Raw genomic sequence first — 26258 nt, forward strand, 5'->3', positions numbered from 1 at the left:
CTCCATGCTTTTGGCTTTTTATTGACAGACAAACCGGCGAACCGGTGCTTTCCTAGCTTGCGATTTCCAGCCCCTCGCGGGACATTCCCTTGAATTCCGGCATAAGGGAGATCAGCTTGCGGCTGTACTCATGCTCGGCATTGGTGAACAGTTTCTCGGTCTCGGCCACTTCCACCAGATGACCGTGCTGCATCACACCGATGCGGTCGCACATCTGGCGGATGACCGGCAGATCGTGACTGATGAACAGCATGGTGAGCCCAAGCTCCTGTTGCAAGTCTTTGAGCAGGTTGAGGATCTGGGCCTGCACCGAGACATCCAGCGCCGAGGTGGGCTCGTCGCAGATGAGGAAGCGCGGGCGGGTCGCCAGGGCGCGGGCAATGGAGATGCGCTGGCGCTGACCACCGGAGAATTCGTGGGGATACTTGACCCCGGCGCCGCGGCCCAGGCCCACATGATCCAGCAGGTCCCCGACGATCTGCTCTATCTGCCGCTCGCTCTCGGCGAGGCGGTGGAAGCGGATCGGCTCGGCGATGATGTCACGCACCTTCATGCGCGGGTTCATCGAAGAGTACGGGTTCTGGAACACCATCTGCATCTGGCGGCGCAGGGGGCGACGCTCGTGCTCCCCTTTCAGGGCGGTGAGATCGATCCCCTCGAAGACAATCTTGCCGGTGTCGGGCGGATAGAGCCCGGTGATGGCACGGGCGATGGTGGATTTACCGGAGCCCGACTCCCCCACCAGACCGAAAGTCTCACCCTCGAAGATCTCGAAGCTGATGTTGTTGCAGGCGCGCACGTACTGGCGGCGGCTCGGGAAGATGGAATCCTTGGTGACGAACTTCAGATCCACGTTCTCCACCCGCAACAGCGCGCCTTCATAGGTGCGCTCGTCCTGACTCTGGCCGAGCCAGTGGGTTTTGAGATCGATGCTGGTATCCGCCGCACCGGCATCCTCGATATAGGAGACCAGGGGGAAGCGCACCAGCTTCACATCCGAGCGGGGCACCGCCGAGATGAGGCTGCGGGTATAGGGGTGATTGGGGCGGCCCAGCACCTGTTCCGTGGTGCCGAACTCCACCAGATCGCCGCGGTACATCACCGCCACCTTGTCGGTGACGTTGGAGACCACCCCCATGTCATGGGTCACCAGCATGCAGCCTACCTGGCGCTCTTTGCACAGGTTGCGGATGAGCTGGAGGATCTGATCCTGGATGGAGACGTCCAGCGCCGTGGTCGGCTCATCGGCGATGATGAGCTCGGGATCCCCGGAGAGGGCGATGGCGATCACCACCCGCTGGCGCATGCCACCGGAGAACTGGTGAGGATACTGCTTGATGCGCACGTCCGGGTTCGGGATCCCCACCGCCCCCATCAGCTCGAGGGCCTTGGCAAAGGCCGCCTCGCGGGACAGGTCGGTGTTGGCGAGGATGGTCTCCACCAGCTGCTGCTCCACGGTGAACAGCGGATTGAGGGAGGTCATGGGATCCTGGAAGATGAAACCGATGCGCGAGCCGCGAATGGCCCGCATCTCGTTCTGGCTCTTGCCGGAGATGAGCTCGCCGTTCAGGTAGATATCGCCACGGGCGATGCGACCGGGCGGGCTCAACAGATCGATGACGGCGTTGCCGATGGTGGATTTGCCAGCGCCGGACTCACCGACGACGCCGACGATCTCGCCCTTTTCAACAGAAAAAGAGAGATCCTTGACCGCGGCAAGCACCCCGTAGCGGGAGGGGTACTCGATCCGCAAGTTTTTGACTTCAAGCAAGGACATGGTTACCTCTGCGGGGGACATCCGTCCCAAATAATTCGTCCGTAAATCAGCCGCAGATGCTGGTTGTGCCTTGGTACTGCTCGAGAGCCGTTGTTGTGTAATTAACGCTCAATCCATGAGGCAGCCAAACCAGCGATCCGGGCGGGTTTTTTGCATTTTTTTGGAATAACCCGCGAGTAAGTTAGTCGGTTTGCCCGCGGGTGTAAATGATCCAGTTATACAATTTCGCAATACTTTGCCCAGAGAATGCCGACACCCTGGGGTTAAAATGTCGATAAAAGTCACATTACCAGAGATTACGCTGGCAATGCGAGACCATCAACCAATTATGTTTCAACAAAATAGCAACAAACCATCTTATTCACTATCAGCATTATGCTGGCGAGCTTCGAATGAGTAGTGAATATTTATGTGAAATGATTTTTTGACGGCAGCATATCCGGAGTAAGGAAAAATAGGCAGAGCTAAATAGGGACAATGCAGAAGGATCAACCTGGGCCACAGGCCCGCCGGCACGGCAAGCCGGGAGGGATTGCATACAAAAAAACGCAGGCCCCTCAGGGCCTGCGTGTGCGGTATATCCGACCTCTTTGCAAGAGGAGAGGAGTGAAAAAACAACGAGACGGGCGTTCGGGAGCCGCCTCCCCTCACCAGTGGGCAAGCAGTTGCATGCAGGCCAGGGCGAACAGGCCGGCGATGAGATCGTCCAGCATGATGCCAAGCCCGCCGTGAATGCGGCGATCGAACCAGGAGATGGGCCAGGGCTTGAGCACGTCGAACAGGCGAAACAGCACGAAACCCGCCAGCACCCACTCCCAGCCGGCCGGGGCCGCAATCATGGTGACCCCGAATCCGATGACCTCGTCCCAGACGATAGCCCCGTGATCCGGCATCCCGATGGCGTCGGTGGCGCTCTGGCAGATGCGGATGCCCGCCACGAAACCCACCACCAGCAGGGCGATGAACCAGGAGGTCGACAGCCCGCTCACCAACAGATAGAGCGGGATGGCTGCCAGGGTCCCCATGGTGCCCGGCGCCTTGGGGGAGAGGCCGGAGCCAAACCCCACCGCCAGAAAGTGGAGCGGGTTTTTAAGGTTCAGCCGCGTCAGTTCGGGCTTTATCTTGAAAGACATCATGCGAAGTGATCCCAGCCCTTGAGGTGCAGTTCGACGGGTTGTTCGTCCTGCAGGTAGTCGATGCCAGGCTCCCCGACCAGGATGCGACCGATGCGGGTGAACTTCACGCCACAATTGGCCAGCGCCGTGTCCAGGGCACCGTGATGCTCCTGGGGCACGGTGAAGCAGAGCTCGTAGTCGTCGCCCCCGGCCAGAGCCAGCTGCCAGGCATCCATGGCCGGCACCGCATCCTGCAACACGGGGGAGAGGGGCAGCAGGTTGAGATCGATCTGGGCCCGCACGCCGGACGCCTTGAGGATGTGGCCGAGATCCGAAGCCAGGCCGTCTGAGAGATCCAGGGCGCTGCTGGCCAGCCCGCGCAGGGCCTGACCGGCCAGGATGCGGGGATGGGGATGGTCGAGGCGCGGCAGCACGGCCGCCAGCTGGTTCTCGTTGAGGGTGCGCTTGCCCAGCAGGTGGGAGAGCGCCAGGGCGGCATCCCCCAGGGTGCCGGTCACGTAGACCCCGTCACCGGCCTTGGCGCCGCTGCGCATCAGGGCGCGACCTGCCGGGACCGATCCTTTCACCGAGACGGTGATGGAGAGGGGCCCGCGGGTCATGTCTCCCCCCACCAGCGCCACGTTGTAGTACTCGGCGAGCTCGAGGAACCCTTCGGCGAAACCGGCGACCCAACGCTCGTTGATGGCGGGCAGGGTCAGGGCCAGGGAGACCCAGCGCGGCTCGGCACCCATGGCGGCCAGATCGGAGAGATTGACCGCCAACGCCTTGTAGCCGAGATCCACCGGATCCATGTCGGGGAAGAAGTGCACGCCGCTCACCAGGGTGTCCGTGCTCACCGCCAACTGGGCGTCGGGGGGCAGGGTCAGCAGGGCACAGTCATCTCCAGGGCCCATCACCACGTCCTTGCGGGCGTGGGGGACCTTGAAGTACTTCTCAATCAGCTCAAATTCACCCATACAGTAAAAAGCCAGCAATAAGCTGGCTCCTCTCTTAATTGCTGACGGACAGCAGGATCAGCGCTTGGGCAGCGTCTTGATCACCTTGTCCAGGACGCCGTTGACAAACTTGTGGCTGTCATCGGCGGCGAAGGCTTTGGCCAGCTCGATCGCTTCGTTGATCACCACGCGCGGCGGCACATCTTCACGACGGGTCAGCTCGTAGGTCGCCAGACGCAGGATCGCCTTGTCCACCATGTCCACTTCTTCCAGCGGACGGGAGAGGAAAGGCGCGAACACCTTGTCCAGCTCGTTGCAGTGGACCGCTACCCCGAACAGCAGATCGCGGAAATAGTTCAGGTCCACACCCTTGGTGTCCTGATCGATCTTGAACTGCTCTTCGATGTCGCCCACGTTGGCCTGGGTCATCTGCCACTGGTAGATGGCCTGGGTGGCGCAATGGCGGGCCTTACGGCGCTCGGACGGTTTCAATGCATTTCTCCTCGTTACACGTCCAGTTGTTTCAGGACGTTGATCATTTCGAGCGCGCTCAGTGCAGCCTCTGCACCCTTGTTACCCGCCTTGGTACCGGCGCGTTCGATGGCTTGTTCAATGTTTTCGGTGGTCAGCACGCCGAAGGCAACGGGAATGTCGTATTCCATCATTACCTGGGCCAGACCCTTGCCGTTCTCGCTCGCTACCAGTTCGAAGTGGTAGGTACCGCCGCGGATGACGGTGCCGAGTGCGACGATGGCGTCGTATTGACCGCTCTTGGCCAGCTTCTTGGCCGCCAGGGGAATTTCGACGGCCCCCGGTACGCGCACCAGGGTCAGATTGCTCTCCTGGACCTGACCTTGACGCTTCAGCACGTCCAGCGCGCCGTTCACCAGGCTGTCATTGATGAAGCTGTTGAAACGGGCAACGACAATAGCAACACGCGCCTCGGGAGCGGCGATATTTCCTTCGATAATCTTCATTGGAAATCCTGTCTCTGTGCAATCAATTAGGGGCCGGGCTCAAAAGTGCACGCATTCTAGCACAACAGAGCCGCGACAAAAAACCATGGCCGCAACGGGCGGCCATGGTGATGAATTCAACCGTACGCAGCGCTTACTCGCCGACGTACTCCACCACTTCCAGACCAAAGCCACCGAGGGCATGGTACTTCTTGGGGGAGCTCAACAAGCGCATCTTGCCGACCCCCAGCGCCTTGAGGATCTGGGAGCCGACGCCGACCCGGCGCGAGGTGCCCTGCCACTTGGCCCCTTCCGGTGCCAGCCCCTTGTCGGCGGCTTCAAAACCCTTGACCCTGGCCAGCAGCTCGGCGCCATGGGCTTCCGCCCCCAGGATCACCAGCACCCCGCCCTCGTCGGCGATGCGGGCCATGGATTTGGGCAGCGGCCAGCTGCGGGCGCTGTGGCGGTCGGTGAGCAGCAGATCGCTCAGCACGTCGTGCAGGTGCACCCGTACCAGGGTCGGCTGGTCGGCCTTCACGTCCCCTTTCTTCAGGGCGAAGTGCACCTGGTTGTCGATGGTGTCGCGGAAGGTGACGAGGTCGAACTCGCCGTATTCGGTGGGCAACTTGCACTCGGCCACCTTCTCTACCGTGGTCTCGTGCTGGTTGCGGTATTCGATAAGGTCGGCAATGGTGCCGAGCTTGATGCCGTGCTCCTCGGCGAAGATCTCGAGATCCGGGCGCCGGGCCATGGTGCCGTCTTCGTTGAGGATCTCGACGATGACGGAGGCAGGCTCGAAGCCGGCCAGCCGGGCCAGATCGCAGCCCGCTTCGGTGTGGCCGGCGCGGGTCAGCACACCGCCATCCTGCGCCATCAGCGGGAAGATGTGGCCGGGCTGCACCAGATCGGCGGCCTTGGCATGGGGCGCCACCGCGGCCTGCACGGTGACGGCGCGGTCGGCGGCGGAGATGCCGGTGGTCACCCCTTCCGCCGCCTCGATGGAGACGGTGAAGGCGGTGGAGAACTGGGCATTGTTGCGATCGACCATCAGCGGCAGCGCCAGCTGCTTGCAGCGATCCCGGGTCAGGGTCAGGCAGATGAGGCCACGACCGTAGCGCGCCATGAAGTTGATGTCTTCCGGGCGGACACAGGAGGCGGCCATGATCAGGTCCCCTTCGTTCTCCCTGTCTTCGTCATCCATCAGGATCACCATCTTGCCAGCCTTGATATCGGCAATGATTTCCTGGGTCGTGCTCAGCGCCATGGGCTACTCCATCAACATGCTTGGGGATTGAGCCAGTCGGCTCGACTTGATACTGCGTATTGTGCTCTAGATGGGGGCACGCGGCCCCGTTTCAATCCGCGCGGGATCACAGAACCGCGTTTTCCCGTCAAAACGGCTCACAAGAATCCGGACTGGGCCAGCTTCTCCAGGGTCAGGGTAGAAGCACTGCTCTGCTCGCGCTTGCCCGTCATCAGCCGCTCCAGATAGCGGGCTATCTGGTCCACCTCGAGATTGACCCGGTAGCCGGGTTTCCAGCGGGCGATGGTGGTCTCCTGGGCGGTGTGGGGCACGATGGTCAGCCGGAACAGATCCCCCTGCACGGCGTTGACGGTGAGGCTGATGCCATCCACCGCAATCGACCCCTTCTCGGCGATGTAGCGGGAGAGTTCCCCCGGCGCCTTGATCCAGTATTCGATGGCGCGGCCGCTGGACGATTTGCTCTTCACCTCGCCGATACCGTCCACGTGGCCGGAGACCAGGTGGCCGCCGAGGCGGGAGGTGGGCATCAACGCCTTCTCGAGGTTGACCGGATCCCCCACCTTGGCGGCAGAAAAACCGGTGCGGGAGAGGGTTTCCAGGGAGACGTCGGCGGTGTAGCTGTGATCCCCAAGCGCCACCACGGTGAGACAGACGCCGTTGGTGGCGATGGAGTCGCCCAGCTTGACGTCACTGAAGCCCAGGGTCGGCGCGTGCACGGTGAGGGCCATGTCCTCCCCCTGGCGACGCAGCTCGGCCAGGGTTCCCACCGCTTCGATAATTCCGGTAAACATGCAGATCACCTTGCTGATGACGGGGGCGATGGATGCCCCCGTGAACATTGAAAAATCAGGCTATTTTCGCAGTGATGCGAATATCCTGGCCAAGCATGCGCACATCCTTGAGGTTGAGTTTGGGAGCCTGGAACAGCCGGGTCAGCCCCGGCAGATGGAACAGGCCGCGCCCCTCATCCCCCATCAGTTTGGGCGCCTGATAGAGCACCAGCTCGTCCACCAGCCCCTTCTCCAGCAGGGCGCCGCACAGCCGCGGCCCCGCCTCCACCAGTACCGAGTTGACGTTCTGTTTGGCCAGCAGCATGAAGAGGCTGACCAGATCCAGCTTGCCATCCAGCAGCGGCACCTCCAGCTGCTGCACCCAGGCGGGCCACTCACCGGATGCCTTGTGGCGGGCCAGCAATACCGGGCTCTCGCTCTGGAACAGGGGCAGATCCGGGGTGAGCCGGTTTTGCGAATCCACGATGACCCGCAGTGGCTGGCGCAGGGTCTCTTTGGGATAGACCGCCTTGACCGAGGGGGGCAGCTCGTCCCAGCGCACGGTGAGGGAGGCGCCATCTGCCAGCACGGTCTCGGCGCTGGAGAGGACCGCATCGTGACGGGCCCGCAGCCGCTGCACGTCCCGGCGCGCCTCCGCAGAGGTGATCCACTGGCTCTCGCCACTCGCCATGGCGGTGCGACCATCCAGGCTCGCCCCCAGCTTGACCGTCACCAGCGGAAACGCGGTGCGCATCCGCTTGAAGAAACCGGGATTGAGGGCCTCGGCTTCTGCGGCCAGCAGGCCGAAATCGGTCTTGATCCCCGCCTCAGAGAGCATCCGCAGGCCACGCCCGCCCACCTGGGGATTGGGATCCACCATGGCGGCGACCACCCGGGTCACCCCGGCCTTGATGAGCGCCTCGGCGCAGGGCGGCGTGCGACCATGATGGGAGCAGGGCTCCAGGGTCACATAGGCGGTGGCACCGCGGGCCTCTTCCCCTGCCGCGTGCAGAGCATAGACCTCGGCATGGGGCTCACCGGCCCGCTTGTGCCAGCCCTCCCCCACCACCACGCCGGCCTTCACCAGCACGGCGCCGACGCAGGGGTTGGGGGCCGTGGTGTAACGGCCGCGCCGGGCCAGTTCGAGGGCCCGGCTCATCCATTGGTAATCGTCTTGACTAAACATCCGGGCTCCTGTGTCCAGCAACCTGTCCCCGGTGGCACGGCCATCCGATGGGACAAGAAAATAGGGTGTACGCGCTTGCCGCACGCCTTCTCGGGCAGATCGGCCATGGCATCTGACGCCATGGCGACGGGCACACACATCGCAGGATGCGGCCGCACGCCCTCATACTTTTTCACCAGTGCAACGATGCGCTATCTAGATGTCTCACTGGTGTGACAACTGGCGCTGCCGCAACGGCAGGCCCTCTCTTATTCACATAGGGAGCCGCAGGCCGGCGTTACTTCTCCAGCTTGGCGATCTCTTCCCCGAATTCGCGAATGTCTTCAAAGCTGCGGTAGACGGAGGCAAAGCGGATGTAGGCCACCTTGTCCAGGCTCTTGAGCTCATCCATCACCAGATTGCCCACCAATTGGGAGGCCACCTCCCGCTCACCGGTGGCCCGCAGGCGGGACTTGATGTGGTTGACCGCCTTCTCGATGGCCTCCATGCTCACCGGCCGCTTCTCCAGCGCCCGCAGAATGCCGGCCCGCAGTTTGTCTTCGTTGAAGGGCTCGCGGGAGCCGTTGGACTTGATGACGCGGGGCATGACCAGTTCGGCCATTTCGAAGGTGGTAAAACGCTCGTGACAGAGCAGGCATTCGCGACGGCGGCGCACCTGATGGCCCTCGGCCACCAGACGGGAATCGATCACCTTGGTATCAACGGCACTACAGAAAGGGCAATGCATCTGACCTCCGGCGTGGATGAAAATGGGCGCGGGCCCCGGGGGCTGGCGCTAGGCCGGCCAGTGTAACACGGCCATCCAGAACCGGTAAAAGCCCATGAAAACAAGGGACAACCAGCCAGACCTTCGGGCAGGACTCAGTCGTCATAGGGCAACGCCTCGGGGTCGCAATCCTGGTAATCGGGGGCAGGATCCGCCGCGAACCGGCGAGCAGCCACATGGCTGTGACCCAGCATCAGCGCCTTGCCCACCCGGTGCATGCCATCCATCACCCGACCGGCGCTGTCCAGCAGGATGGGATAGGCGAGATCCGCCGCCATCATGAGCTGGCAATGCGCCACCACGCTGCGCACCGTGGGCGTGGCGTCGCCATGGCCGTACCAGTGGTCGCGGTCAAGCTCGGCAATCTCGCCGAGTGCCACCGCCTGCACCGGCAGGTTGCGGCTCAGCCGGATCAAGCGGCGCACATCCCAGGCCAGCAGTCCCTGTTCGCTGGCGCGAAAGTGGTACAGGGCGCGAACCGTCTGCCGCAGTGACGCCTCCAGCACGTCCTCTTCCATGTCATCGCACATGATCACCTCTGTCTCATCTTGCCAGACGCTGCAAAAAACAATGCCACCCGAGGGTGGCATTGGTCTTCAACCTGAAGGTCAGGCTGATTATGCGTAGACCGGGAAGCGGCGGCAGATGTCCAGCACCTTCTCGCGCACAGTCGCCAGCACTTCTTCATTGTCGTGGCTGTCCAGCACGTCGCAGATCCAGTTGGCCAACTGAATGGACTCGGCTTCCTTGAAGCCGCGGCGGGTAATGGCCGGGGTGCCGATACGCACGCCGGAGGTCACGAACGGGGAACGCGGGTCGTTCGGTACGGAGTTCTTGTTGACGGTGATGTTGGCTTTGCCGAGGGCTGCGTCAGCATCTTTGCCGGTCAGCTCGCGACCGATCAGGTCAACCAGCATCAGATGGTTGTCGGTACCGCCGGAGACGATCTTGTAGCCGCGCTCGATAAAGGTCGCCGCCATGGCCTTGGCGTTCTTCACGACCTGGGCCTGGTAGGTCTTGAACTCGGGCTCCAGCGCTTCCTTGAAGGCCACGGCCTTGCCGGCGATGACGTGCATCAGCGGGCCGCCCTGACCACCCGGGAAGACGGCGGAGTTCAGCTTCTTGTACAGATCTTCGTCGTCGGCGGCGGAGAGGATCAGACCACCGCGCGGACCGGCCAGGGTCTTGTGGGTGGTGGAGGTGACCACGTGAGCGTGGGGCACCGGGTTCGGGTAGACGCCGGCGGCAATCAGACCGGCCACGTGGGCCATGTCCACGAACAGGTAAGCACCGATCTTGTCGGCGATTTCGCGCATGCGGGCCCAGTCGACGATGCCGGAGTAGGCGGAGAAGCCGCCGATCATCATCTTCGGCTTGTGCTCAACGGCCAGGCGCTCCATCTCGTCGTAGTCGATCTTGCCGGACTCGTCGATGCCGTAGGGGATGATGTTGTACAGCTTGCCGGAGAAGTTGACGGGGGAGCCGTGGGTCAGGTGACCGCCGTGGGCCAGGTTCATGCCGAGCACGGTGTCGCCCGGTTGCAGCAGGGCCATGTAGACGGCGCTGTTGGCCTGAGAGCCGGAGTGCGGCTGCACGTTGGCGTAGGTGGCACCGAACAGCTCTTTGGCGCGCTCGATGGCCAGGGTTTCAACCACATCCACATACTCGCAACCGCCGTAGTAACGCTTGGCCGGGTAGCCTTCGGCGTACTTGTTGGTCAACTGGGAGCCCTGGGCTTCCATGACGCGGGGGCTGGTGTAGTTCTCGGACGCAATCAGCTCGATGTGCTCTTCCTGACGACGGGTCTCGTCTGTGATGGCCTGCCACAGCTCTGGATCATAGCCGGCGATGGTCATGTCACGTTTCAACATCCGTTTATCTCCTGAAAATCGTTTGCGCGATAGGTGAAGTGGGCCCGCGCATTGTAACGTGAGCTGGATCAAAGAGACAGTCCAACCACCCAAAAAATTGTTTATAAAATGTAAAATACGTCGCAAATTTCGAATCCCGCCCCCTGGCTTCGCTCATCCCCCCGGCCTCCCCACACCAGCAATCCGGCTCCAGCCATCGTCCCCGCTTCCCGGGCAAGGCGATGAAAACCAGAGCCAGATCATGGATATAGCATTTACTAACAGATAACATCTTTAGGCCATGGGACATCTGCACGAGCGGGTGTCGCTCCCTGCCATCCCGGAACACAAGGGGAAACGCCATGATGGATCATCTGATGCTGTTCGTGATTGTCGCGGTCTTCGCTCTCTTCTACTGGGTCTACTACACCGCCAGCCGCAAGGGTGCCTGCACCGCCAACTGGGAGACACTTCCCACACGGGAGCAGTACCTGGCGGCCCATCCCGGCGCCGCCGACGGGGATCTCATTTTCTGCATCCATTGCGGTCATCATCAGCAGCGGGAGGTCGGCCTGGTGCACCAGATGGATTACCGCCGCCAGCACATCTGCCCCCGTTGCAAGCAGGTGCTCTATCGCGTCGAGGAGTAGGTCGGCCTCCTCGTCGCCCACGGTGATCCCGCGAATGCGACCCCCTCGCCTGGCGCTATCCGGCCAAAAGGCCCCATGAGTTTCCTTTATTTTTAAAGTCGTTAGAATCGGGGGCCATCAAGGCTCCCGATTGTCATCCACGGAGGAAAAATGCAGGAATTCATGGCGACCAGCGAACGCCGGGCCGAGCTTTACTGGTGGTTTTCCACCCTGTTTGCTGCCGAACTCAGTGATGCACAGATCGCTGAATACGACACCTATGACGTGCGCAGCTTCTTGAAGAGCCTCTCCACTCTCGATCCCATGCGCGAAGCCGTGGCTGAGCTCAACGACGCCATCGCCCGATTGCTGGTGCGCCCCGAGCGCCAGACGGCCCTGGCCGCCGACTTCGCCGGCCTGTTCCTGAGCGCTCCCGAGCAGGGTGCCCTGCCCTACGAATCCCTCTACCGGGGCGAAGGCAAGCAGCTGATGCAGGCCCCCATGACCGAGATGCAGGCACGCCTCGATCGCCTCGGCATCAACGTCAGCGACAAATACAATGAGCCTGCCGATCATCTGGCCATCGAGCTGGATCTGATGGGCAGCCTCATCATCCGCGCCGCCGAGTCGACCACCGCCGACCAGCGCGAGGCGTGGCTTGGCGAGCAGGAGTCCCTGCTGCACGGCCACCTGCTGGGCTGGTTCGAGCGCTTCGAGCAGGCCTGCCGGGCCGCCGACACGTTTGGCTTCTACGGTGCCAGTGCCCGCCTGCTGGGGGTGTTCCTCAAGATGGACGCCAACTACCTCTCCCTGGTCAAACCGGCACCGTCCGCCGACTGAGCCCGGCATGAAGACAGCCCTGCTTCTTATCGCATGCTGGCTGCTGGCCCTGATCCCGCTGGATCAGGGTCTCACTCCCCTCGTGACGCTGCTGTTCAACCCGGACCGCGCGCTCTACAGCACCGCCCAGCTCACCGGCTTTGCCGGCATCCTGCTGACCCTCTACCTCGCCAATCTCGGGGTGGAAGTGGTGCTGCGTCGCCGCTTCCAGATAGCGGGCATGCTGGCCCTGCTCGCCGCCTGGACAGATTTCATCAACAGCAGCGGCACCGAGAGCCACTGGCTGGTGCTCTACGCCATGGCGTTGCCGTTTCATCTGGTGGGCTGGCTGGTATTTGTTCGCGGGATCCAGGCGTTTGGCCGCCAGAAAGGCTGACATCTCGTTGATTTCACACCCTTCTCACACTTTCTTTCTCTCCTGACACTTCCTGCCATACTGACACAGTCGTCCAAATGACAAAGCAATCAATTCAGGAGCCTCCATGGAAAAAGTGCTACCCGAATCGGTTCCGACACGGCATTTGTCAGGCCCGCTCTCTCCCCACGAGTTGCAACAGCTGTTCGCCCAGGCGCCCGTCGGGATTGGGGTCTTCGATCACGAATTCAGGTGTCGCGACGTCAACGGACGCTTTGCCGAACTGACCGGCCTCGCACGGGCAGAGCACCCGGGCAAGATGCTGTTCGACATTGTCCCTGCCCAGACTCCCCAGCTGCTCCCGCTGTTTCAGCAACTGCGGCAAGGTCCCCCCCGATGCACATTTGAGGTGGAAATGGTCGGTCTCTCCCGCGCGGCCTCCCCCGCACGCTGGCAAGTGAGCGTCAGCTCCGTGCTGGATGAGGACGGCACCTTCAGCGGCATCGTCCTCGTGATGAGGGAGTCCGCACAGACAGGCCCCCACCTCGACGCGCCCGTGTCACCCGGCCTGCAGGAGATGACCCACCTTCATGCACTGCGTCTCTATCAGGCCGAAGCCCGCTTGCAGCACCTCTCCTATTACGATCCCCTCACCGATCTCGGCAATCGCCATCTGCTGCAAGAGCGCCTCACCCTGGAGATAGAGACGGCCAGGGTGAACCACCACGTCCTGGCGCTGCTGTTCATCGATCTCGACGGCTTCAAGCTCATCAACGACAACCTGGGGCACAGTGCCGGCGATCTGCTGCTCAAGCTGTCGGCAGACCGCATTCGCCACTGCCTGCGCCCCGGAGACATCGCCATCCGGCTGGGGGCAGACGAATTTCTGGTGTTGCTGCCCGCCATCAGAGACACCCAGGATCTGCTGGGTCTCATCGAGGGGTTGCAACGCAGGCTGCACGATCCCGCCGACATCGGCCAGGAGCGGGTGAGGCTCTCCGCCAGCATCGGCGTCTCCCTCTATCCGGAGCATGGCCAGACCCCGGACAGCCTTATCAGCGCGGCGGACAACGCCATGCATGAAGCCAAGCGCCGTGGCCGCAACGGCTATCTGTTCCACTCCCCCGACATGACGGCACAGACCAGGGAGCGGATGCTGCTGGAGCAGGGACTGCTCAAGGCCATTGAGCAGCAAGAGTTTCGCCTGCTCTACCAACCCATGACGGATCTGGCGGATGGTCATCTCAGCGGCCTGGAGGCCCTGATCCGCTGGCAGCATCCCAGCCTTGGCATGATATCCCCGGACCGTTTCATTCCGGTGGCAGAGGAGTGCGGTCTCATCGAACCACTGGGCGAATGGGTGATGCGCACCGCCTGCCGGCAAGGTCAGCAGTGGCTGGCAGAAGGGCTCGCCGTGCCCCGGCTCTCGGTCAATGTGTCGGTCAGGGAGATGCGCTCCCACGACTACGTGGAGCGGGTGACAGCCATTCTGGCCGAGACCGGTTTTCCTGCCGAACGGCTGGAGATCGAGGTGACCGAGAGCATCATCCAGAGCGTGGATCACAGTCTGCGGCTCTTCACCCGCCTCAAGGCGCTGGGGGTACAGATCGCCATCGACGACTTCGGCACCGGTTTCTCCTCCCTGAGCCTGCTCAGGAGCCTGCCCATCGATCGCATCAAGATAGACAGGGCCTTCGTCCAGGCGTTGCCCGACGACAAGCACAGCCGCGAGCTGTGCCGTACCATAGTCCAGCTGGCCAGCTCCCTCGGCATGGCCGTCACGGCGGAAGGGATAGAAACCCAGCCCCAGCGCAAGTTCCTGCAATCCCTGCGTTGCGAAGAGGGACAGGGCAACCTGTTCAGCCATCCCCTGCCAGAACCCAGCCTGCCTCCCCTGCTCCCCCTCCGCCATTGAGCCTTGGCCGCGCCACCACGCAAGCAAAGAAGGGAGCCCATGGCTCCCTTCTGCTTCATCATCATGGCTTCCCGCCCGCTATCTTCGTCGCTATCCAAAAGTCTAATTGCCCTCGGGAACCAAAGGTATAAGTTGTTACTCAATCATTAAGAAAATGTATTCACAGGAGTGAGAGATGAGCGAGAGCAAGGTCTACCCGGTCAAGGCCCACATCGGCAACGGCGCCCTGCTGGACAAGGAAGGTTATGAAGCCATGTATCAGGCGTCGGTGCAGGATCCGGACGCCTTCTGGGGGGAGCAGGGCAAGATCCTCGACTGGATGACCCCCTACACCCGCGTCAAGAACACCTCCTACGATCCGGGCCACGTCTCCATCAAGTGGTATGAGGATGGCCTGCTCAACGTCTCGGCCAACTGCCTGGATCGCCATCTGAGCGAGCGCGGCGACAAGGTCGCCATCATCTGGGAAGGGGACAACCCGGCTGAAGATCGCAAGATCACCTATCGCGAACTGCACGCCGAAGTGTGCAAGTTTGCCAACGTGCTCAAAGCCCAGGGGGTCAAGCGTGGCCACATGGTCTGCCTTTATATGCCCATGGTGCCGGAGGCGGCCATCGCCATGCTGGCCTGTACCCGCATCGGGGCCGTGCACAGCATCGTCTTCGGCGGCTTCTCGCCGGAGGCGCTCTCGGGCCGCATCATCGACTCCGGCGCCTCCGTCGTCATCACCGCCGATGAGGGGTTGCGAGGCGGTCGCCCCATCCCCCTCAAGAAGAACGTGGATGAGGCCCTTACCCACCCGGATACCAAGGTCAGCAAGGTGATCGTCCTCAAGCGCACCGGTGGCAACGTGGCCTGGCACGAGCACAGAGACATCTGGTGGCATGATGCGGTCAACGCCGCCAGCCCGGATTGTCCGCCCGAAGCCATGGGCGCCGAAGATCCCCTGTTCGTGCTCTACACCTCCGGCTCCACCGGCAAGCCCAAGGGTGTGCTGCACACCACGGGCGGCTATCTGGTCTATGCCGCCCTCACCTTCAAATACGTGTTCGACTACCACGAAGAGGACATCTACTGGTGTACCGCCGACGTGGGCTGGGTCACCGGTCACTCCTATCTGGTCTACGGGCCACTGGCCAACGGCGCCACCACCGTCATGTTCGAAGGGGTGCCCAATTACCCGGCCACCAACCGCATGAGTCAGGTGGTGGACAAACACCAGGTCACCATCCTCTATACCGCCCCCACCGCCATTCGCGCACTGATGGCCAAGGGCAAGGAGGCTGTCGAAGGCACTTCCCGCACCAGCCTGCGCATCATGGGGTCGGTGGGTGAACCCATCAACCCGGAAGCCTGGGAGTGGTACTACCGCACCATCGGCGACGAGCGCTGCCCCATCGTCGACACCTGGTGGCAGACCGAGACCGGCGGCATCCTCATCACTCCGCTGCCCGGCGTCACCGCGCTCAAGCCCGGCTCGGCCACTCGTCCCTTCTTCGGAGTACAGCCTGCTCTGGTGGACAACCTGGGTGAGCCGCTGGAAGGCGCCACCGAGGGCAACCTGGTGATCACCGACTCCTGGCCCGGCCAGATGCGTACCGTGTTCGGCGATCACGAGCGCTTCGAGCAGACCTACTTCTCCACCTTCCCGGGTCGCTACTTCACCGGCGACGGTGCCCGTCGCGACGAGGACGGCTACTACTGGATCACCGGCCGGGTGGATGATGTACTCAACGTCTCCGGCCACCGCATGGGTACCGCCGAAATCGAGTCCGCTCTGGTGGCCCATCCGAAAATCGCCGAAGCGGCGGTGGTGGGCGTTCCCCACGAGATCAAGGGACAGGGCATCTACGCCTATGTCACCCTGATCGCCGGGGAAGAGCCGAGCCGCGAGCTGCACAAGGAAGTGAAGGAGTGGGTGCGCAAGGAGATTGGCGCCATCGCGACCCCGGACGTGATCCACTGGGCCGAGGGGCTGCCCAAGACCCGATCCGGCAAGATCATGCGGCGTATCTTGCGCAAGATCGCCACCGGCGAAACCGACAGCCTGGGGGATATCTCCACCCTGGCGGATCCGGGGGTCGTGGACAAGCTGATCCGCGAGAAGTCGGAAGCGGCGTGAGTCTCTTCCCCACGTCAACAGAGCCGGCCACGTGCCGGCTTTGTTGTCTTCGGGATCCGGACAGGGCAGAGTTCGGTGGCAGGCAGGGCTTGCGGGCAAACCAGGCCAATAAACAGCCAGATGTAGAGATTAGACCAGTAAAATGCTGCTAATTTTCACGAAATCAATATAATTGCGAAATCTGTGTGTCAGGGCACACCGATTTGTGCAAAAATTGGCTAGATTTTTGGTAGTCCAAAGATAGCTGATAGATAGCAGCATAATCATCGAGGATGTACTCAATATGTCGCAACATCACCGAATCCTCCTGCTTAACGGCCCCAATCTGAATCTGCTGGGCAAGCGGGAACCGGGAATCTACGGCAGCAAGACGCTCGATGAGATCGTCGCCGATCTGACGCGCAGCGCCAGCGAACTCGGTGTCACCCTGGAACATCTGCAATCCAATGCCGAGCACGAGCTGATCGGCCGCATCCATCAGGCCATGGGCCAGGTGGATTTCATCATCATCAATCCCGCCGCCTTCACCCATACCAGCGTTGCCCTGCGCGATGCCCTGCTGGGTGTGGCCATCCCCTTTATCGAGGTTCACCTGTCAAACGTTCATGCCAGGGAGCCCTTCCGTCATCACTCCTATCTGTCTGATGTCGCCAAGGGGGTGATCTGCGGGTTGGGTGCCGATGGTTACCAATTCGCTTTAACCGCGGCCGTGCATCAGTTGCGCGCGGCTTGATAATCACTGATCAGATAAAGAAGAAAGAGAATGCTAATGGATATCCGCAAAATCAAGAAGCTGATTGAACTGGTTGAAGAGTCCGGCATCGCCGAGCTGGAAATCTCCGAAGGGGAAGAGTCCGTTCGCATCAGCCGTAATTTCTCCGGCCAGGTTAGCGTTGCCCCGCAGATGATCATGCCCCAGGCCGCAGCTCAGGTTGCCGCACCGGTTGCCGCTGCTCCGGCAGCAGCCGCTGCACCTGCTGCCGATGCCGCCCCGAGCGGTCATCTGATGCGCTCCCCCATGGTGGGCTCCTTCTACCGCTCCTCCAGCCCGGAAGCCAAGCCGTTCGTGGAAGTCGGTCAGCACGTCAATGTCGGCGACACCCTGTGCATCGTCGAAGCCATGAAAATGATGAACCAAATCGAGTCTGACAAGGCCGGCGTGATCAAAGCGATCCTGGTTGAAAATGGTCAGGCCGTCGAGTTTGACGAGCCGCTGTTCATCATCGAATAAGGGAAAATGCCACCCATGTTGGACAAAGTAGTCATCGCCAACCGCGGTGAAATTGCCCTGCGGATCCTGCGCGCCTGCAAAGAGCTCGGGATCAAGACAGTGGCCGTTCACTCCACTGCCGATCGGGAGCTCAAGCATGTGCTCCTGGCGGACGAAACCATCTGCATCGGCAAACCTGCCAGCGGTGAGTCCTACCTCAATGTGCCGGCCATCATCGCCGCCGCCGAGGTGACCGGTGCCGTCGCCATCCACCCGGGCTACGGCTTCCTCTCCGAGAATGCCGACTTCGCCGAAGTGGTCGAGAAATCCGGCTTCATCTTCATCGGCCCGCGCGCCGAGACCATTCGCCTGATGGGTGACAAGGTCTCCGCCATCGAGGCGATGAAGAAGGCGGGCGTGCCCTGCGTACCCGGCTCCGACGGCCCGGTGGACAACGATGCCAAGCGCAACGCCGCCATCGCCAAGCGGATCGGGTATCCGGTGATCATCAAGGCCGCCGGTGGCGGTGGTGGTCGCGGCATGCGCGTGGTGCGCAACGAGGCCGAACTGGCCTCCGCCATCGCGCTGACCAAATCCGAAGCGGGCCAGTTCTTCAAGAACGACATGGTCTACATGGAGAAGTACCTGGAGAACCCGCGCCACATCGAGATCCAGGTGCTGGCTGACGGTCAGGGTACCGCTCTCTATCTGGGTGAGCGGGACTGCTCCATGCAGCGCCGTCACCAGAAGGTCGTGGAAGAGGCGCCGGCCCCCGGCATCACCGACGAGATGCGCAAGTTCATCGGTGAGCGCTGTGTGCGCGCCTGTCTCGAGATCGGCTACCGCGGTGCGGGTACCTTCGAGTTCCTGTACGAGAACGGTGAGTTCTATTTCATCGAGATGAACACCCGTATCCAGGTGGAGCATCCGGTCACCGAGATGGTCACCGGCGTCGACCTCATCAAGGAGCAGCTGCGCATTGCCGCCGGTCAGCCCCTGTCGATCACCCAGCAAGACATCCGCATTCGTGGCCACGCCATCGAGTGCCGGATCAATGCCGAAGATCCGGCCACCTTCCTGCCCTCTCCCGGTCTCATCCAGCGCTTCCACGCGCCGGGCGGCCTGGGCGTGCGCTGGGAATCCCACATCTATGCGGGTTACAAGGTCCCCCCCTACTACGACTCCATGATCGGCAAGCTGATCTGCTACGGGGAGAACCGCGACGTGGCCATCGCCCGCATGCGTCACTCCCTCGACGAGCTGGTGGTGGAAGGGATCAAGACCAACATCGCCCTGCAAAAAGAGATCATGAAGGACGAAAACTTCCAGCACGGTGGCACTAACATCCACTACCTGCACAAGAAGTTGGGTCTGTAATGGCTTGAGGCCCGACCCATTGAGCACGATGGCAGCACAGAACAGCCACCACCTGCACAAGAAGTCGGGTCTGTAATGGCTTGAGGCCCGACCCATTGAGCAATGGTGGCCGCATGAGCAGCCACTCCCAGCACAAGAAGTCGGGTCTGCAAAGACCCCTTTCATCGGGATATTGCGCGATCCATCCGGATCGCCAACGTAAAAAAGGGCCATGGCGACATGGCCCTTTTTTGTTATTCTTGCGCCCCGCTCACTCGTCGGAGGCCACAGTGAACCGTTTCGCACTCGCCCGTCGGGAAGCAGCCTTCTGCCTGCTGCTGACCCTGCTCTACTTTGTCGCCTGGTATGGCTCGGCTTATTTCATCCCCGAGGATCTCGAGCTGTGGGACCTGCCTCTCTGGTTCCTGCTCAGTTGCATCCTGATGCCGCTGCTGTTCATCGGCCTCTGCGCCCTCATGGTGGATCGCCTGTTCGTCGATATTCCCCTGGATAGCGAGGTACCACCCCATGAATCTTGAGCTGATGCTGCCGCTCTGCATCTATCTTGTGCTGGTACTGGGGGTCGGTTTCTGGGCCAGTCGCCACCGGACCGGCGGCAACTTCATGCAAGAGTACTTCATCGGCAACCGCAGCATGGGGGGGCTGGTGCTCGCCATGACCCTGGTGGCCACTTATACCTCTGCATCGTCCTTCATCGGCGGGCCGGGTGCCGCCTACAAGGTCGGCCTCGGCTGGGTGCTACTGGCGATGATCCAGCTGCCCACCGTCTGGCTCACGCTGGGGGTGCTTGGCAAGAAGTTCGCCATCATCGCCCGCCGGGTCAACGCGGTGACCATCAACGACATGCTGTGGGCCCGCTACCAGAGCAGGGCGGTGGTCGTGCTGGGCTCGGTCACCATCATCCTCGCCTTCATCGCCACCATGGTGGTGCAGTTCATCGGCGGCGCCCGCCTGCTGGAAACGGCGACCGGCCTCAGCTATCAGCAGGGGCTCTTCCTGTTTGCCAGTTGCGTGCTGCTCTACACGGTGATCGGCGGCTTTCGCGCCGTGGTGATGACGGATGCCCTGCAGGGCATCGTCATGCTCATCGGCACTGGCGCCCTGCTGGCGGGCATCCTCATCGCCGGTGACGGGTTGCCGAATCTTGTCCACCAGCTCAAGGAGATAGATCCCAAGCTGGTGAGCCCCCAGGGGGCCGGCGACATGCTGACCCAACCCTTCATGCTGAGCTTCTGGGTGCTGGTCTGCATCGGGGTGGTGGGCTTGCCCCACTCGGCGCTGCGCTGCTTTGGCTACCGGGACAGCAAGGCGCTGCACCGGGGCATCCTCATCGGCACCATCGTCTGCGCCCTGCTGATGTTCGGCATGCACCTGGCCGGGGCGCTGGGCCGCGCCATCCTGCCCGGCATGGACAGCCCGGACAAGATCATGCCCTCCCTGATGATGGAGGTGCTCCCCCCCTGGCTGGCCGGGGTCTTCCTGGCCGCCCCCATGGCGGCCATCATGTCCACCATCGACTCCCAGCTGATCCAGGCCTCCGCCACCCTGGTGAAAGATCTCTACTTCAATTACCTCAACCCCAGGCAGGAGAAGCCGGAGGTCCGGGTGCCGCGCCTCTCCCTGCTCTGCACCCTGATCCTGGGTACCCTGGTACTGCTGGCGGCGCTCCAGCCCCCCGAGATGATCATCTGGCTCAACCTGCTCGCCTTCGGCGGCCTGCAGGCGGTCTTCCTCTGGCCCCTGGTGCTCGGCCTCTACTGGTCCAGGGCCAACGGCCCGGGAGCCCTGGCCAGCATGGTCTGCGGCATCCTCTGTTACGGCACCTTGAGCCAGTGGGGGATCAAGCTGGCCGGTCTGCACGCCATCGTCCCGAGCCTGGCCCTTGGCCTGGCGGCCTTTGTCCTGGTCAGCCTGCTCACTCCTGCCCCGGATCAGCGTGTCCGTCGATTGTTTGATCAAAATTAAGAAAAGGATCAATAAAGGAAGGCTCGCCTATTCCCAAATGGGGGCTCACGGGTAAAATGTGCGCCACGTCACAAATACCGTGCCCCCATGCCAGTCCAGAACGCCAGAAAGATCCTGACCCAGTCCCTGCAGCGCCTCGGCTATGCCCTGTTGCTGCCCGTCTCCATCCTGCCCCTGGCCGCCCTGCTCCACCGGCTCGGCCAACCGGACGTGCTGGATCTCGCCGTGCTCTCCCTCGCCGGTCGCGCCCTCTTCAGCCAGATGCCGCTCATCTATGCGGTGGCCATCGCCTTCGGGTTGAGTCGCCAGGGGCAAGGAGCCCAGGCGCTCGCCGGTGCGGTCAACTTCCTGCTGCTGAGCTCGGCGCTGGGCACCCTGGTGCCCGGGCTGCATGCGGACATGATCTGCGGCCTGCTGGCCGGGCTCGTCACCGCCATGGTCTGCTCCCGGGCCCGCACTCTGCGGCTGCCGGGCTGGTTGCGCCCCCTGCAGGAAGATCTGCCGGGCATGTTGCTCTCGGCGCTGGCCTGCCTGCTGCTGGTGCTCCCCCTCTCCATCCTCTGGCCGCTGCTGGAACAGGGGCTCACCCTGCTCGCCTCCGATCTGCTCACCACGCCCTTTGGCGCCTTCTGCTACGGCGTGCTGAACCGACTGCTGATCCCCCTCGGCCTGCACCAGGTGCTGGGCAGCCTCATCGGGCTCGGGGAGAGCAATCTGCAAGCCCTCTCGACCGCCCAGCCGCTTCATGAAGGCTATGTGGCCGGGCTCTATCCGGTCATCATGTTCGGCCTGCCCGGTGCCTGTTTTGCCATCTGGATCCATCGCCAGCGGATGCAGCAACTGCCCCAGGGAGGGTTGCTGCTCACCCTGGCGCTCACCTCGGCACTGGTGGGCATCACGGAGCCCATCGAGTTCCTGTTTGCCTTCACCGCACCCTGGCTGTTTCTGGCCCATGCCCTGCTGACCGGGCTGTCGCTGGCCATCTGCAGCGGGCTCGACATCCAGGTGGGCAGCTACTTTTCCGCCGGATTGCTGGATCTGGTGCTGAGCTACCACGCCGGTCTGCACAGCTTCTGGCTCATCCCCTTGGGCATCCTCTTCTTCGTCGTCTATGCCCTGCTCTTCTCCCGGCTGCTGGAACACGCCCCCCTCAGTCTGCCGGGCAAGCCCATCGCCGAGGATCTCTCCCGGCTCGCGACCGTGGCCCCCACCGATCCCCAGATGCTGGCTATCCAGTACCTCAAGATGCTGGGGGGCATGGACAACTTGCAGGCCATGAGCGTCTGCCTGACCCGCCTCAGCCTGCGGGTTCGCGACATGGCCCTGGTGGATCAATCCTGCCTGGCCAGACTGGGCTGCCTCTCCTGGGTCGTGCTCAACGAACATCAGCTGGTGCTGGTGCTCGGCCCCCATGCCGGCCTCATCGAAGGGCAGATCCGCATGCTGGCGGAACGCCAGTCGGTCCCGCTCGGTCTCGAACCGGCTCAGGCTCCCCTTGGCCAGCACCAGTGATCAGGCGAAGGGAAGACGTTCGGCCACGAAGTCCATCAGGCTGCGAAGGGCGGGGGCCAGGTGTTCCCGGCTCGGGTAGATGAGATAGAAGGGGTTCACCGGAACCAGGAGATCCGGCAGCACCTTGAGCAGTCGCCCCGCCGCCAGATCGTCGCCGCAGACATGGGCCGGCAGCAGGGCAATCCCCCCGTCATGGAGTGCCAGCTCCCGCAGCGCCAGCAGGCTGTTGCTCTGGCAGGCCCCGCGAGGGCGCCAGCCCCCCTCCTGCAATGGCCACACCGGCAAGGAGCCATGTACCAGGCAGGCGTGTCCGGCCAGCTCTGAGAGCTGGAGCGGCGTCCCGTTGGCCGCCAGGTAACCGGGAGATGCCACCAGATGGCGCGCCACCTGGCCGATGCGCCGGCAGATGAGGCTGGAATCTTTCAGCGGCGCCGCCCGCAGCGCCAGATCGTAACCTTCCCCCACCAGATCAAGCTGTTCATCGCAAAGGGTCAGCTCCAGCACCACCTCGGGGTAGAGGGCGCGAAATTCGGCCAGTATCCGGCCAAGCAGCAAGGTTCCCGTGGCTTCGGGAGCAGTGATCCGCACCCGCCCTCCAGGAGCCGCGCGCAACCGCGCCATCGCCAGGTTGGCACTGCGCGCCAGTGCCAGCAGCTCCTGACAATGGGTCACATAGACCTCCCCCTGGGGCGTCAGGCTGAGCCTGCGGGTGGTGCGTTGCAGCAACCTCACCCCGAGCCGGGATTCGAGGCGCGAGATCTTCTGGCTCACCGAGGACTTGGGCATGCCGAGCACCTCGGCCGCCCCGGTGAAGCTCCCCTGCTCTACCACGGTGGCGAACAGCCCCATCAACTCCAGTTCGACATTGTTCATATATTCAAACAGTCTTTACCAATTACCCATCTTAATCTTGATAATTATCCAGACTAGAGTGAGTGGCAATCCCGAACACTGCTATTTGAAAGGAAAAGCCATGAAAGCCATCGCCCTGACTCACTATCTGCCAAGCAACCACCCCCACTGCTTCATCGAGAGCGATCTGCCCGATCCGACACCGGGCCCGCGGGATCTGCTGGTACGGGTCAACGCCACCTCCATCAATCCGGTCGACACCAAGGTACGCGCCCCCAAGGACAAGGTCGAAAGCAGCCCCCGCGTGCTGGGCTGGGACGCCGTGGGCGAGGTGATCGCCGTCGGTAGCGACGTCACCCTGTTCAAGGCCGGTGACAGGGTCTGGTATGCCGGCGACATCAGCCGCCCGGGCAGCAACAGCGCCTTGCAACTGGTGGACGAGCGCATCGCCGCTATCGCCCCAGTCACCCTGACCGATCTGGAAGCCGCCGCCCTGCCGCTCACCGCCATCACCGCCTGGGAAACCCTGTTCGAGCGCATGAGCCTTACCCGCGAAAGCACCGGGCGACTGCTGATCATCGGGGGTGCCGGCGGAGTCGGTTCCATCGCCATCCAGCTGGCCCGCCAGCTTACCGGCATGGAGGTGATCGCCACCGCATCGCGCCCCGAAACCCGGGAATGGTGCCTGGACATGGGGGCCCACCAGGTGGTGAGCCATCACCATCTGCAGGCGGAGCTCAAGGCGCTCGGCATCAGCGAGGTGGATGCCATCTTCTGCACCAACGCCACCGAGCAGCACTGGAACACCATGGCCAGCCTCATCCGTCCGTTTGGTCACATCTGCACCATCGCCGAGTCCAGTGAACCCTGGGATCTGGGTCTGCTCAAACCAAAGAGCGTCACCTTCAGCCAGGAGTTCATGTTTACCCGCTCCCTGTTCCAGACCCCGGACATGATAGAGCAGCACAACCTGCTCGGCCGGGTCGCGGCCCTGATCGATGAAGGGGTGCTCAAGACCACCCTCAGCAAGGTGGTGCCCGAACTGACACCCCTCACCCTGGCCCGGGCTCATGCCGAGCTGGAAGCGGGTCGCATGGTGGGCAAGCTGGTGATCGACATGAGCGGTTTCCATCGCTGAGGCGCCGCCAGAGCGGGTATCGTCGTCCTGACTATTCCCTTGTAGGTAAATAAATGCACCATCATGGGGTGAAATCACCAGTGACAAGCCCCAAGAGTGCACAGCCCCGCAGGTAACCTTTGTCCCTGACGGGGCATCTCCCCCGAAAAAACCATAAAAAAAGAGGCCATCCCGTCGGGATGGCCCTAAAAACCTGAACGTTGGGGTAACAATCACACACATATCCTTATGCAGGACATCTGTAACTTTGCAGATAGCGTGCCAATCTCTGCTTTTCCCTCCCAATTAACCGCTTTTCAGCGCACCGGCATAAAAAAAGCCACCCGAAGGTGGCTGAAAAAAGATGACGGAACTTCATAGAGCAAAGCATTCAGCGGGAACAAGTTGCTTCCCGTCACCCATGAAGGAATACATTAACCGTGCCAACTTGGCAGAGTTACCTCCCTTCCCCATGAGGCCATGGTCAAACCACGACAGCACGGGCCCATGATGATAGAATCCCGCGGTTTCACATTTATGAAGAGCCGACGCCATGCCCTGGATACAAATTCGAATCAACGCCACTGCCAAGACCGCAGACAAGGTGAGCAACATGCTGCTGGGGCGTGGGGCCCAGGCGGTGACCTTTATGGATGCCAAGGATGTGCCCGTCTATGAGCCCATGCCCGGTGAAACCCCACTCTGGGGCGAGACCGAAGTGATGGGGCTGTTCGATGCCGAAACCGATCCGGCTCCCACCATCGCCTTCTTCCAGCAGATCTTCGGCGAAGACGTGGGCTACAAGGTCGAACAGCTGGAAGACAAGGACTGGGTGCGCGAGTGGATGGATCACTTCCACCCCATGCAGTTCGGCGAGCGGCTCTGGATCTGCCCGAGCTGGCGCGACGTGCCGAACCCCGATGCGGTCAACGTCATGCTGGACCCGGGCCTGGCCTTCGGCACCGGTACCCACCCCACCACGGCACTCTGCCTGCAGTGGCTGGACGGGCTGGATCTGGCCGGCAAAACCGTGGTGGACTTTGGTTGCGGCTCCGGCATCCTCGGCATCGCCGCCCTGAAACTGGGGGCCGCCCGGGTCATCGGCATCGATATCGATCCGCAGGCCATCCAGGCCAGCCGTGACAACGCCGAGCGAAATGGCGTAGCCGACCAGATTGAACTCTACCTGCCGGCGGATCAGCCGCAAGACGTCGAAGCGGACGTGGTGGTCGCCAACATCCTGGCCGGCCCGCTGCGGGAGCTGGCGCCGCTTATCGCCGGTCACGGCAAGGCGGGCAGCCTGATGGCCCTCTCCGGCGTGCTGGAAAGCCAGGCGCCAGAGCTGGAGACCATCTATGGCCAGTGGTTCGAAATGGACCCGACTGCGGTGAAGGAAGAGTGGTGCCGCCTCTCCGGCCGCAAACTCGGCTGATAAACAACAAGCCACGGTGGCTGCCAACCCATCAGCCGCACACTCGGCTGATAAACAACAAGCCACGGTGGCTGCCAACCCATCGGCCGCACACTCAGCTGATAAGCAACAAGCCACGGCAGTTGCCAACCCATCGGCCGCAAACTCGGCTGATAAGCAACAAGCCACGGCAGTTGCCAACCCATCAGCCGTACACTCGGCTGATAAGCAACAAGCCACGGTGGCTGCCAACCCATCAGCCGCACACTCGGCTGACAAGCAACAGGCCACAGCGGCAACACTTAGGTCGTTG

General features: G+C 62.3%; 25 protein-coding genes. 13 read left to right on the top strand and 12 right to left on the bottom strand.

Annotation, left to right across the window (positions count from 1 at the left end; translation table 11 throughout):
* Positions 1–52: 52 nt before the first annotated feature.
* The 11 genes from J9892_RS01600 to glyA form a co-directional block, all read right to left on the bottom strand.
* A complete protein-coding gene (locus J9892_RS01600) occupies positions 53–1777 on the bottom strand; it encodes an ABC transporter ATP-binding protein (protein WP_010675387.1) in 1725 nt (574 codons plus the stop codon).
* A gap of 647 nt (positions 1778–2424) precedes the next feature.
* Positions 2425–2913, bottom strand: a complete 489-nt coding sequence (locus J9892_RS01605; RefSeq protein WP_109112127.1) for a phosphatidylglycerophosphatase A — start codon at positions 2911–2913, stop codon at positions 2425–2427.
* Entirely contained in the window at positions 2910–3869 is a 960-nt protein-coding gene (thiL, locus tag J9892_RS01610) for a thiamine-phosphate kinase (protein ID WP_109112126.1), read from the bottom strand. The genes J9892_RS01605 and thiL overlap by 4 nt, the downstream gene beginning before the upstream one ends.
* A 57-nt stretch (positions 3870–3926) precedes the next feature.
* The gene (nusB, locus tag J9892_RS01615; RefSeq protein ID WP_010675390.1) at positions 3927–4340 is read right to left on the bottom strand and encodes a transcription antitermination factor NusB; all 414 of its coding nucleotides are present in this window, start codon (positions 4338–4340) and stop codon (positions 3927–3929) included.
* Positions 4341–4354: 14 nt separating this feature from the next.
* Complete coding sequence (ribE, locus tag J9892_RS01620; RefSeq protein WP_010675391.1) at positions 4355–4825, bottom strand: 6,7-dimethyl-8-ribityllumazine synthase; 471 nt, start codon at positions 4823–4825, stop codon at positions 4355–4357.
* 133 nt (positions 4826–4958) lie between these two features.
* On the bottom strand, positions 4959–6068 hold the full coding sequence (gene ribBA, locus J9892_RS01625; RefSeq protein ID WP_010675392.1) for a bifunctional 3,4-dihydroxy-2-butanone-4-phosphate synthase/GTP cyclohydrolase II: 1110 nt from the start codon (positions 6066–6068) through the stop codon (positions 4959–4961).
* 137 nt (positions 6069–6205) lie between these two features.
* On the bottom strand, positions 6206–6859 hold the full coding sequence (locus J9892_RS01630; protein WP_010675393.1) for a riboflavin synthase: 654 nt from the start codon (positions 6857–6859) through the stop codon (positions 6206–6208).
* Between the two features lie 55 nt (positions 6860–6914).
* Positions 6915–8024 carry a bifunctional diaminohydroxyphosphoribosylaminopyrimidine deaminase/5-amino-6-(5-phosphoribosylamino)uracil reductase RibD gene (ribD, locus tag J9892_RS01635; RefSeq protein WP_010675394.1) on the bottom strand — a complete coding sequence of 370 codons (1110 nt, stop codon included), beginning with the start codon at positions 8022–8024 and terminating at the stop codon, positions 6915–6917.
* Positions 8025–8301: 277 nt separating this feature from the next.
* The gene (nrdR, locus tag J9892_RS01640) at positions 8302–8751 is read right to left on the bottom strand and encodes a transcriptional regulator NrdR (RefSeq protein ID WP_010675395.1); all 450 of its coding nucleotides are present in this window, start codon (positions 8749–8751) and stop codon (positions 8302–8304) included.
* A 134-nt stretch (positions 8752–8885) separates the two neighbouring features.
* The gene (locus J9892_RS01645; RefSeq protein ID WP_010675396.1) at positions 8886–9320 is read right to left on the bottom strand and encodes a hypothetical protein; all 435 of its coding nucleotides are present in this window, start codon (positions 9318–9320) and stop codon (positions 8886–8888) included.
* A gap of 87 nt (positions 9321–9407) precedes the next feature.
* Positions 9408–10661, bottom strand: coding sequence for a serine hydroxymethyltransferase (gene glyA, locus J9892_RS01650; protein ID WP_010675397.1), 1254 nt, complete (start codon positions 10659–10661; stop codon positions 9408–9410).
* 341 nt (positions 10662–11002) lie between these two features.
* On the opposite strand from glyA, the gene J9892_RS01655 reads away from it, so the two are divergent.
* The 11 genes from J9892_RS01655 (at position 11003) to J9892_RS01705 (ending at position 22565) form a co-directional block, all read left to right on the top strand.
* Positions 11003–11290, top strand: a complete 288-nt coding sequence (locus J9892_RS01655; RefSeq protein ID WP_010675399.1) for a hypothetical protein — start codon at positions 11003–11005, stop codon at positions 11288–11290.
* 150 nt (positions 11291–11440) lie between these two features.
* Positions 11441–12109: a molecular chaperone TorD gene (gene torD / locus J9892_RS01660; RefSeq protein ID WP_010675400.1), complete on the top strand. Its 669-nt coding sequence runs from the start codon at positions 11441–11443 to the stop codon at positions 12107–12109.
* Between the two features lie 7 nt (positions 12110–12116).
* Positions 12117–12485: a hypothetical protein gene (locus J9892_RS01665; protein WP_010675401.1), complete on the top strand. Its 369-nt coding sequence runs from the start codon at positions 12117–12119 to the stop codon at positions 12483–12485.
* Between the two features lie 106 nt (positions 12486–12591).
* Complete coding sequence (locus tag J9892_RS01670; RefSeq protein WP_029314774.1) at positions 12592–14379, top strand: EAL domain-containing protein; 1788 nt, start codon at positions 12592–12594, stop codon at positions 14377–14379.
* A gap of 175 nt (positions 14380–14554) precedes the next feature.
* A complete protein-coding gene (gene acs / locus J9892_RS01675; protein WP_039040306.1) occupies positions 14555–16501 on the top strand; it encodes an acetate--CoA ligase in 1947 nt (648 codons plus the stop codon).
* A gap of 283 nt (positions 16502–16784) precedes the next feature.
* A complete protein-coding gene (gene aroQ / locus J9892_RS01680; protein ID WP_039040307.1) occupies positions 16785–17234 on the top strand; it encodes a type II 3-dehydroquinate dehydratase in 450 nt (149 codons plus the stop codon).
* 36 nt (positions 17235–17270) lie between these two features.
* Positions 17271–17732, top strand: coding sequence for an acetyl-CoA carboxylase biotin carboxyl carrier protein (gene accB / locus J9892_RS01685; RefSeq protein WP_010675405.1), 462 nt, complete (start codon positions 17271–17273; stop codon positions 17730–17732).
* 15 nt (positions 17733–17747) lie between these two features.
* Positions 17748–19088 carry an acetyl-CoA carboxylase biotin carboxylase subunit gene (accC, locus tag J9892_RS01690; RefSeq protein ID WP_010675406.1) on the top strand — a complete coding sequence of 447 codons (1341 nt, stop codon included), beginning with the start codon at positions 17748–17750 and terminating at the stop codon, positions 19086–19088.
* Between the two features lie 269 nt (positions 19089–19357).
* Positions 19358–19606 carry a YhdT family protein gene (locus J9892_RS01695; RefSeq protein WP_039040309.1) on the top strand — a complete coding sequence of 83 codons (249 nt, stop codon included), beginning with the start codon at positions 19358–19360 and terminating at the stop codon, positions 19604–19606.
* Positions 19596–21053 carry a sodium/pantothenate symporter gene (gene panF, locus J9892_RS01700; protein WP_114522746.1) on the top strand — a complete coding sequence of 486 codons (1458 nt, stop codon included), beginning with the start codon at positions 19596–19598 and terminating at the stop codon, positions 21051–21053. Before J9892_RS01695 ends, panF begins: the two co-directional genes overlap by 11 nt.
* 87 nt (positions 21054–21140) lie before the next feature.
* Complete coding sequence (locus tag J9892_RS01705) at positions 21141–22565, top strand: PTS transporter subunit EIIC (protein ID WP_114522747.1); 1425 nt, start codon at positions 21141–21143, stop codon at positions 22563–22565.
* On the opposite strand, the gene J9892_RS01710 is transcribed toward J9892_RS01705, so the two are convergent.
* The gene (locus J9892_RS01710) at positions 22566–23438 is read right to left on the bottom strand and encodes a LysR family transcriptional regulator (RefSeq protein WP_180344901.1); all 873 of its coding nucleotides are present in this window, start codon (positions 23436–23438) and stop codon (positions 22566–22568) included.
* A 100-nt stretch (positions 23439–23538) separates the two neighbouring features.
* Here J9892_RS01710 and J9892_RS01715 point away from each other — a divergent pair, with 100 nt between their 5' ends.
* Both J9892_RS01715 and prmA read left to right on the top strand, forming a co-directional pair.
* Positions 23539–24555, top strand: coding sequence for a zinc-binding alcohol dehydrogenase family protein (locus J9892_RS01715; protein WP_069784403.1), 1017 nt, complete (start codon positions 23539–23541; stop codon positions 24553–24555).
* A 532-nt stretch (positions 24556–25087) separates the two neighbouring features.
* Positions 25088–25966, top strand: coding sequence for a 50S ribosomal protein L11 methyltransferase (gene prmA, locus J9892_RS01720; RefSeq protein ID WP_010675412.1), 879 nt, complete (start codon positions 25088–25090; stop codon positions 25964–25966).
* The last annotated feature ends 292 nt before the right edge of the window (positions 25967–26258 follow it).

It is taken from the genome of Aeromonas sp. Prich7-2, assembly GCF_017939255.1.
GTDB lineage: Bacteria > Pseudomonadota > Gammaproteobacteria > Enterobacterales > Aeromonadaceae > Aeromonas > Aeromonas caviae.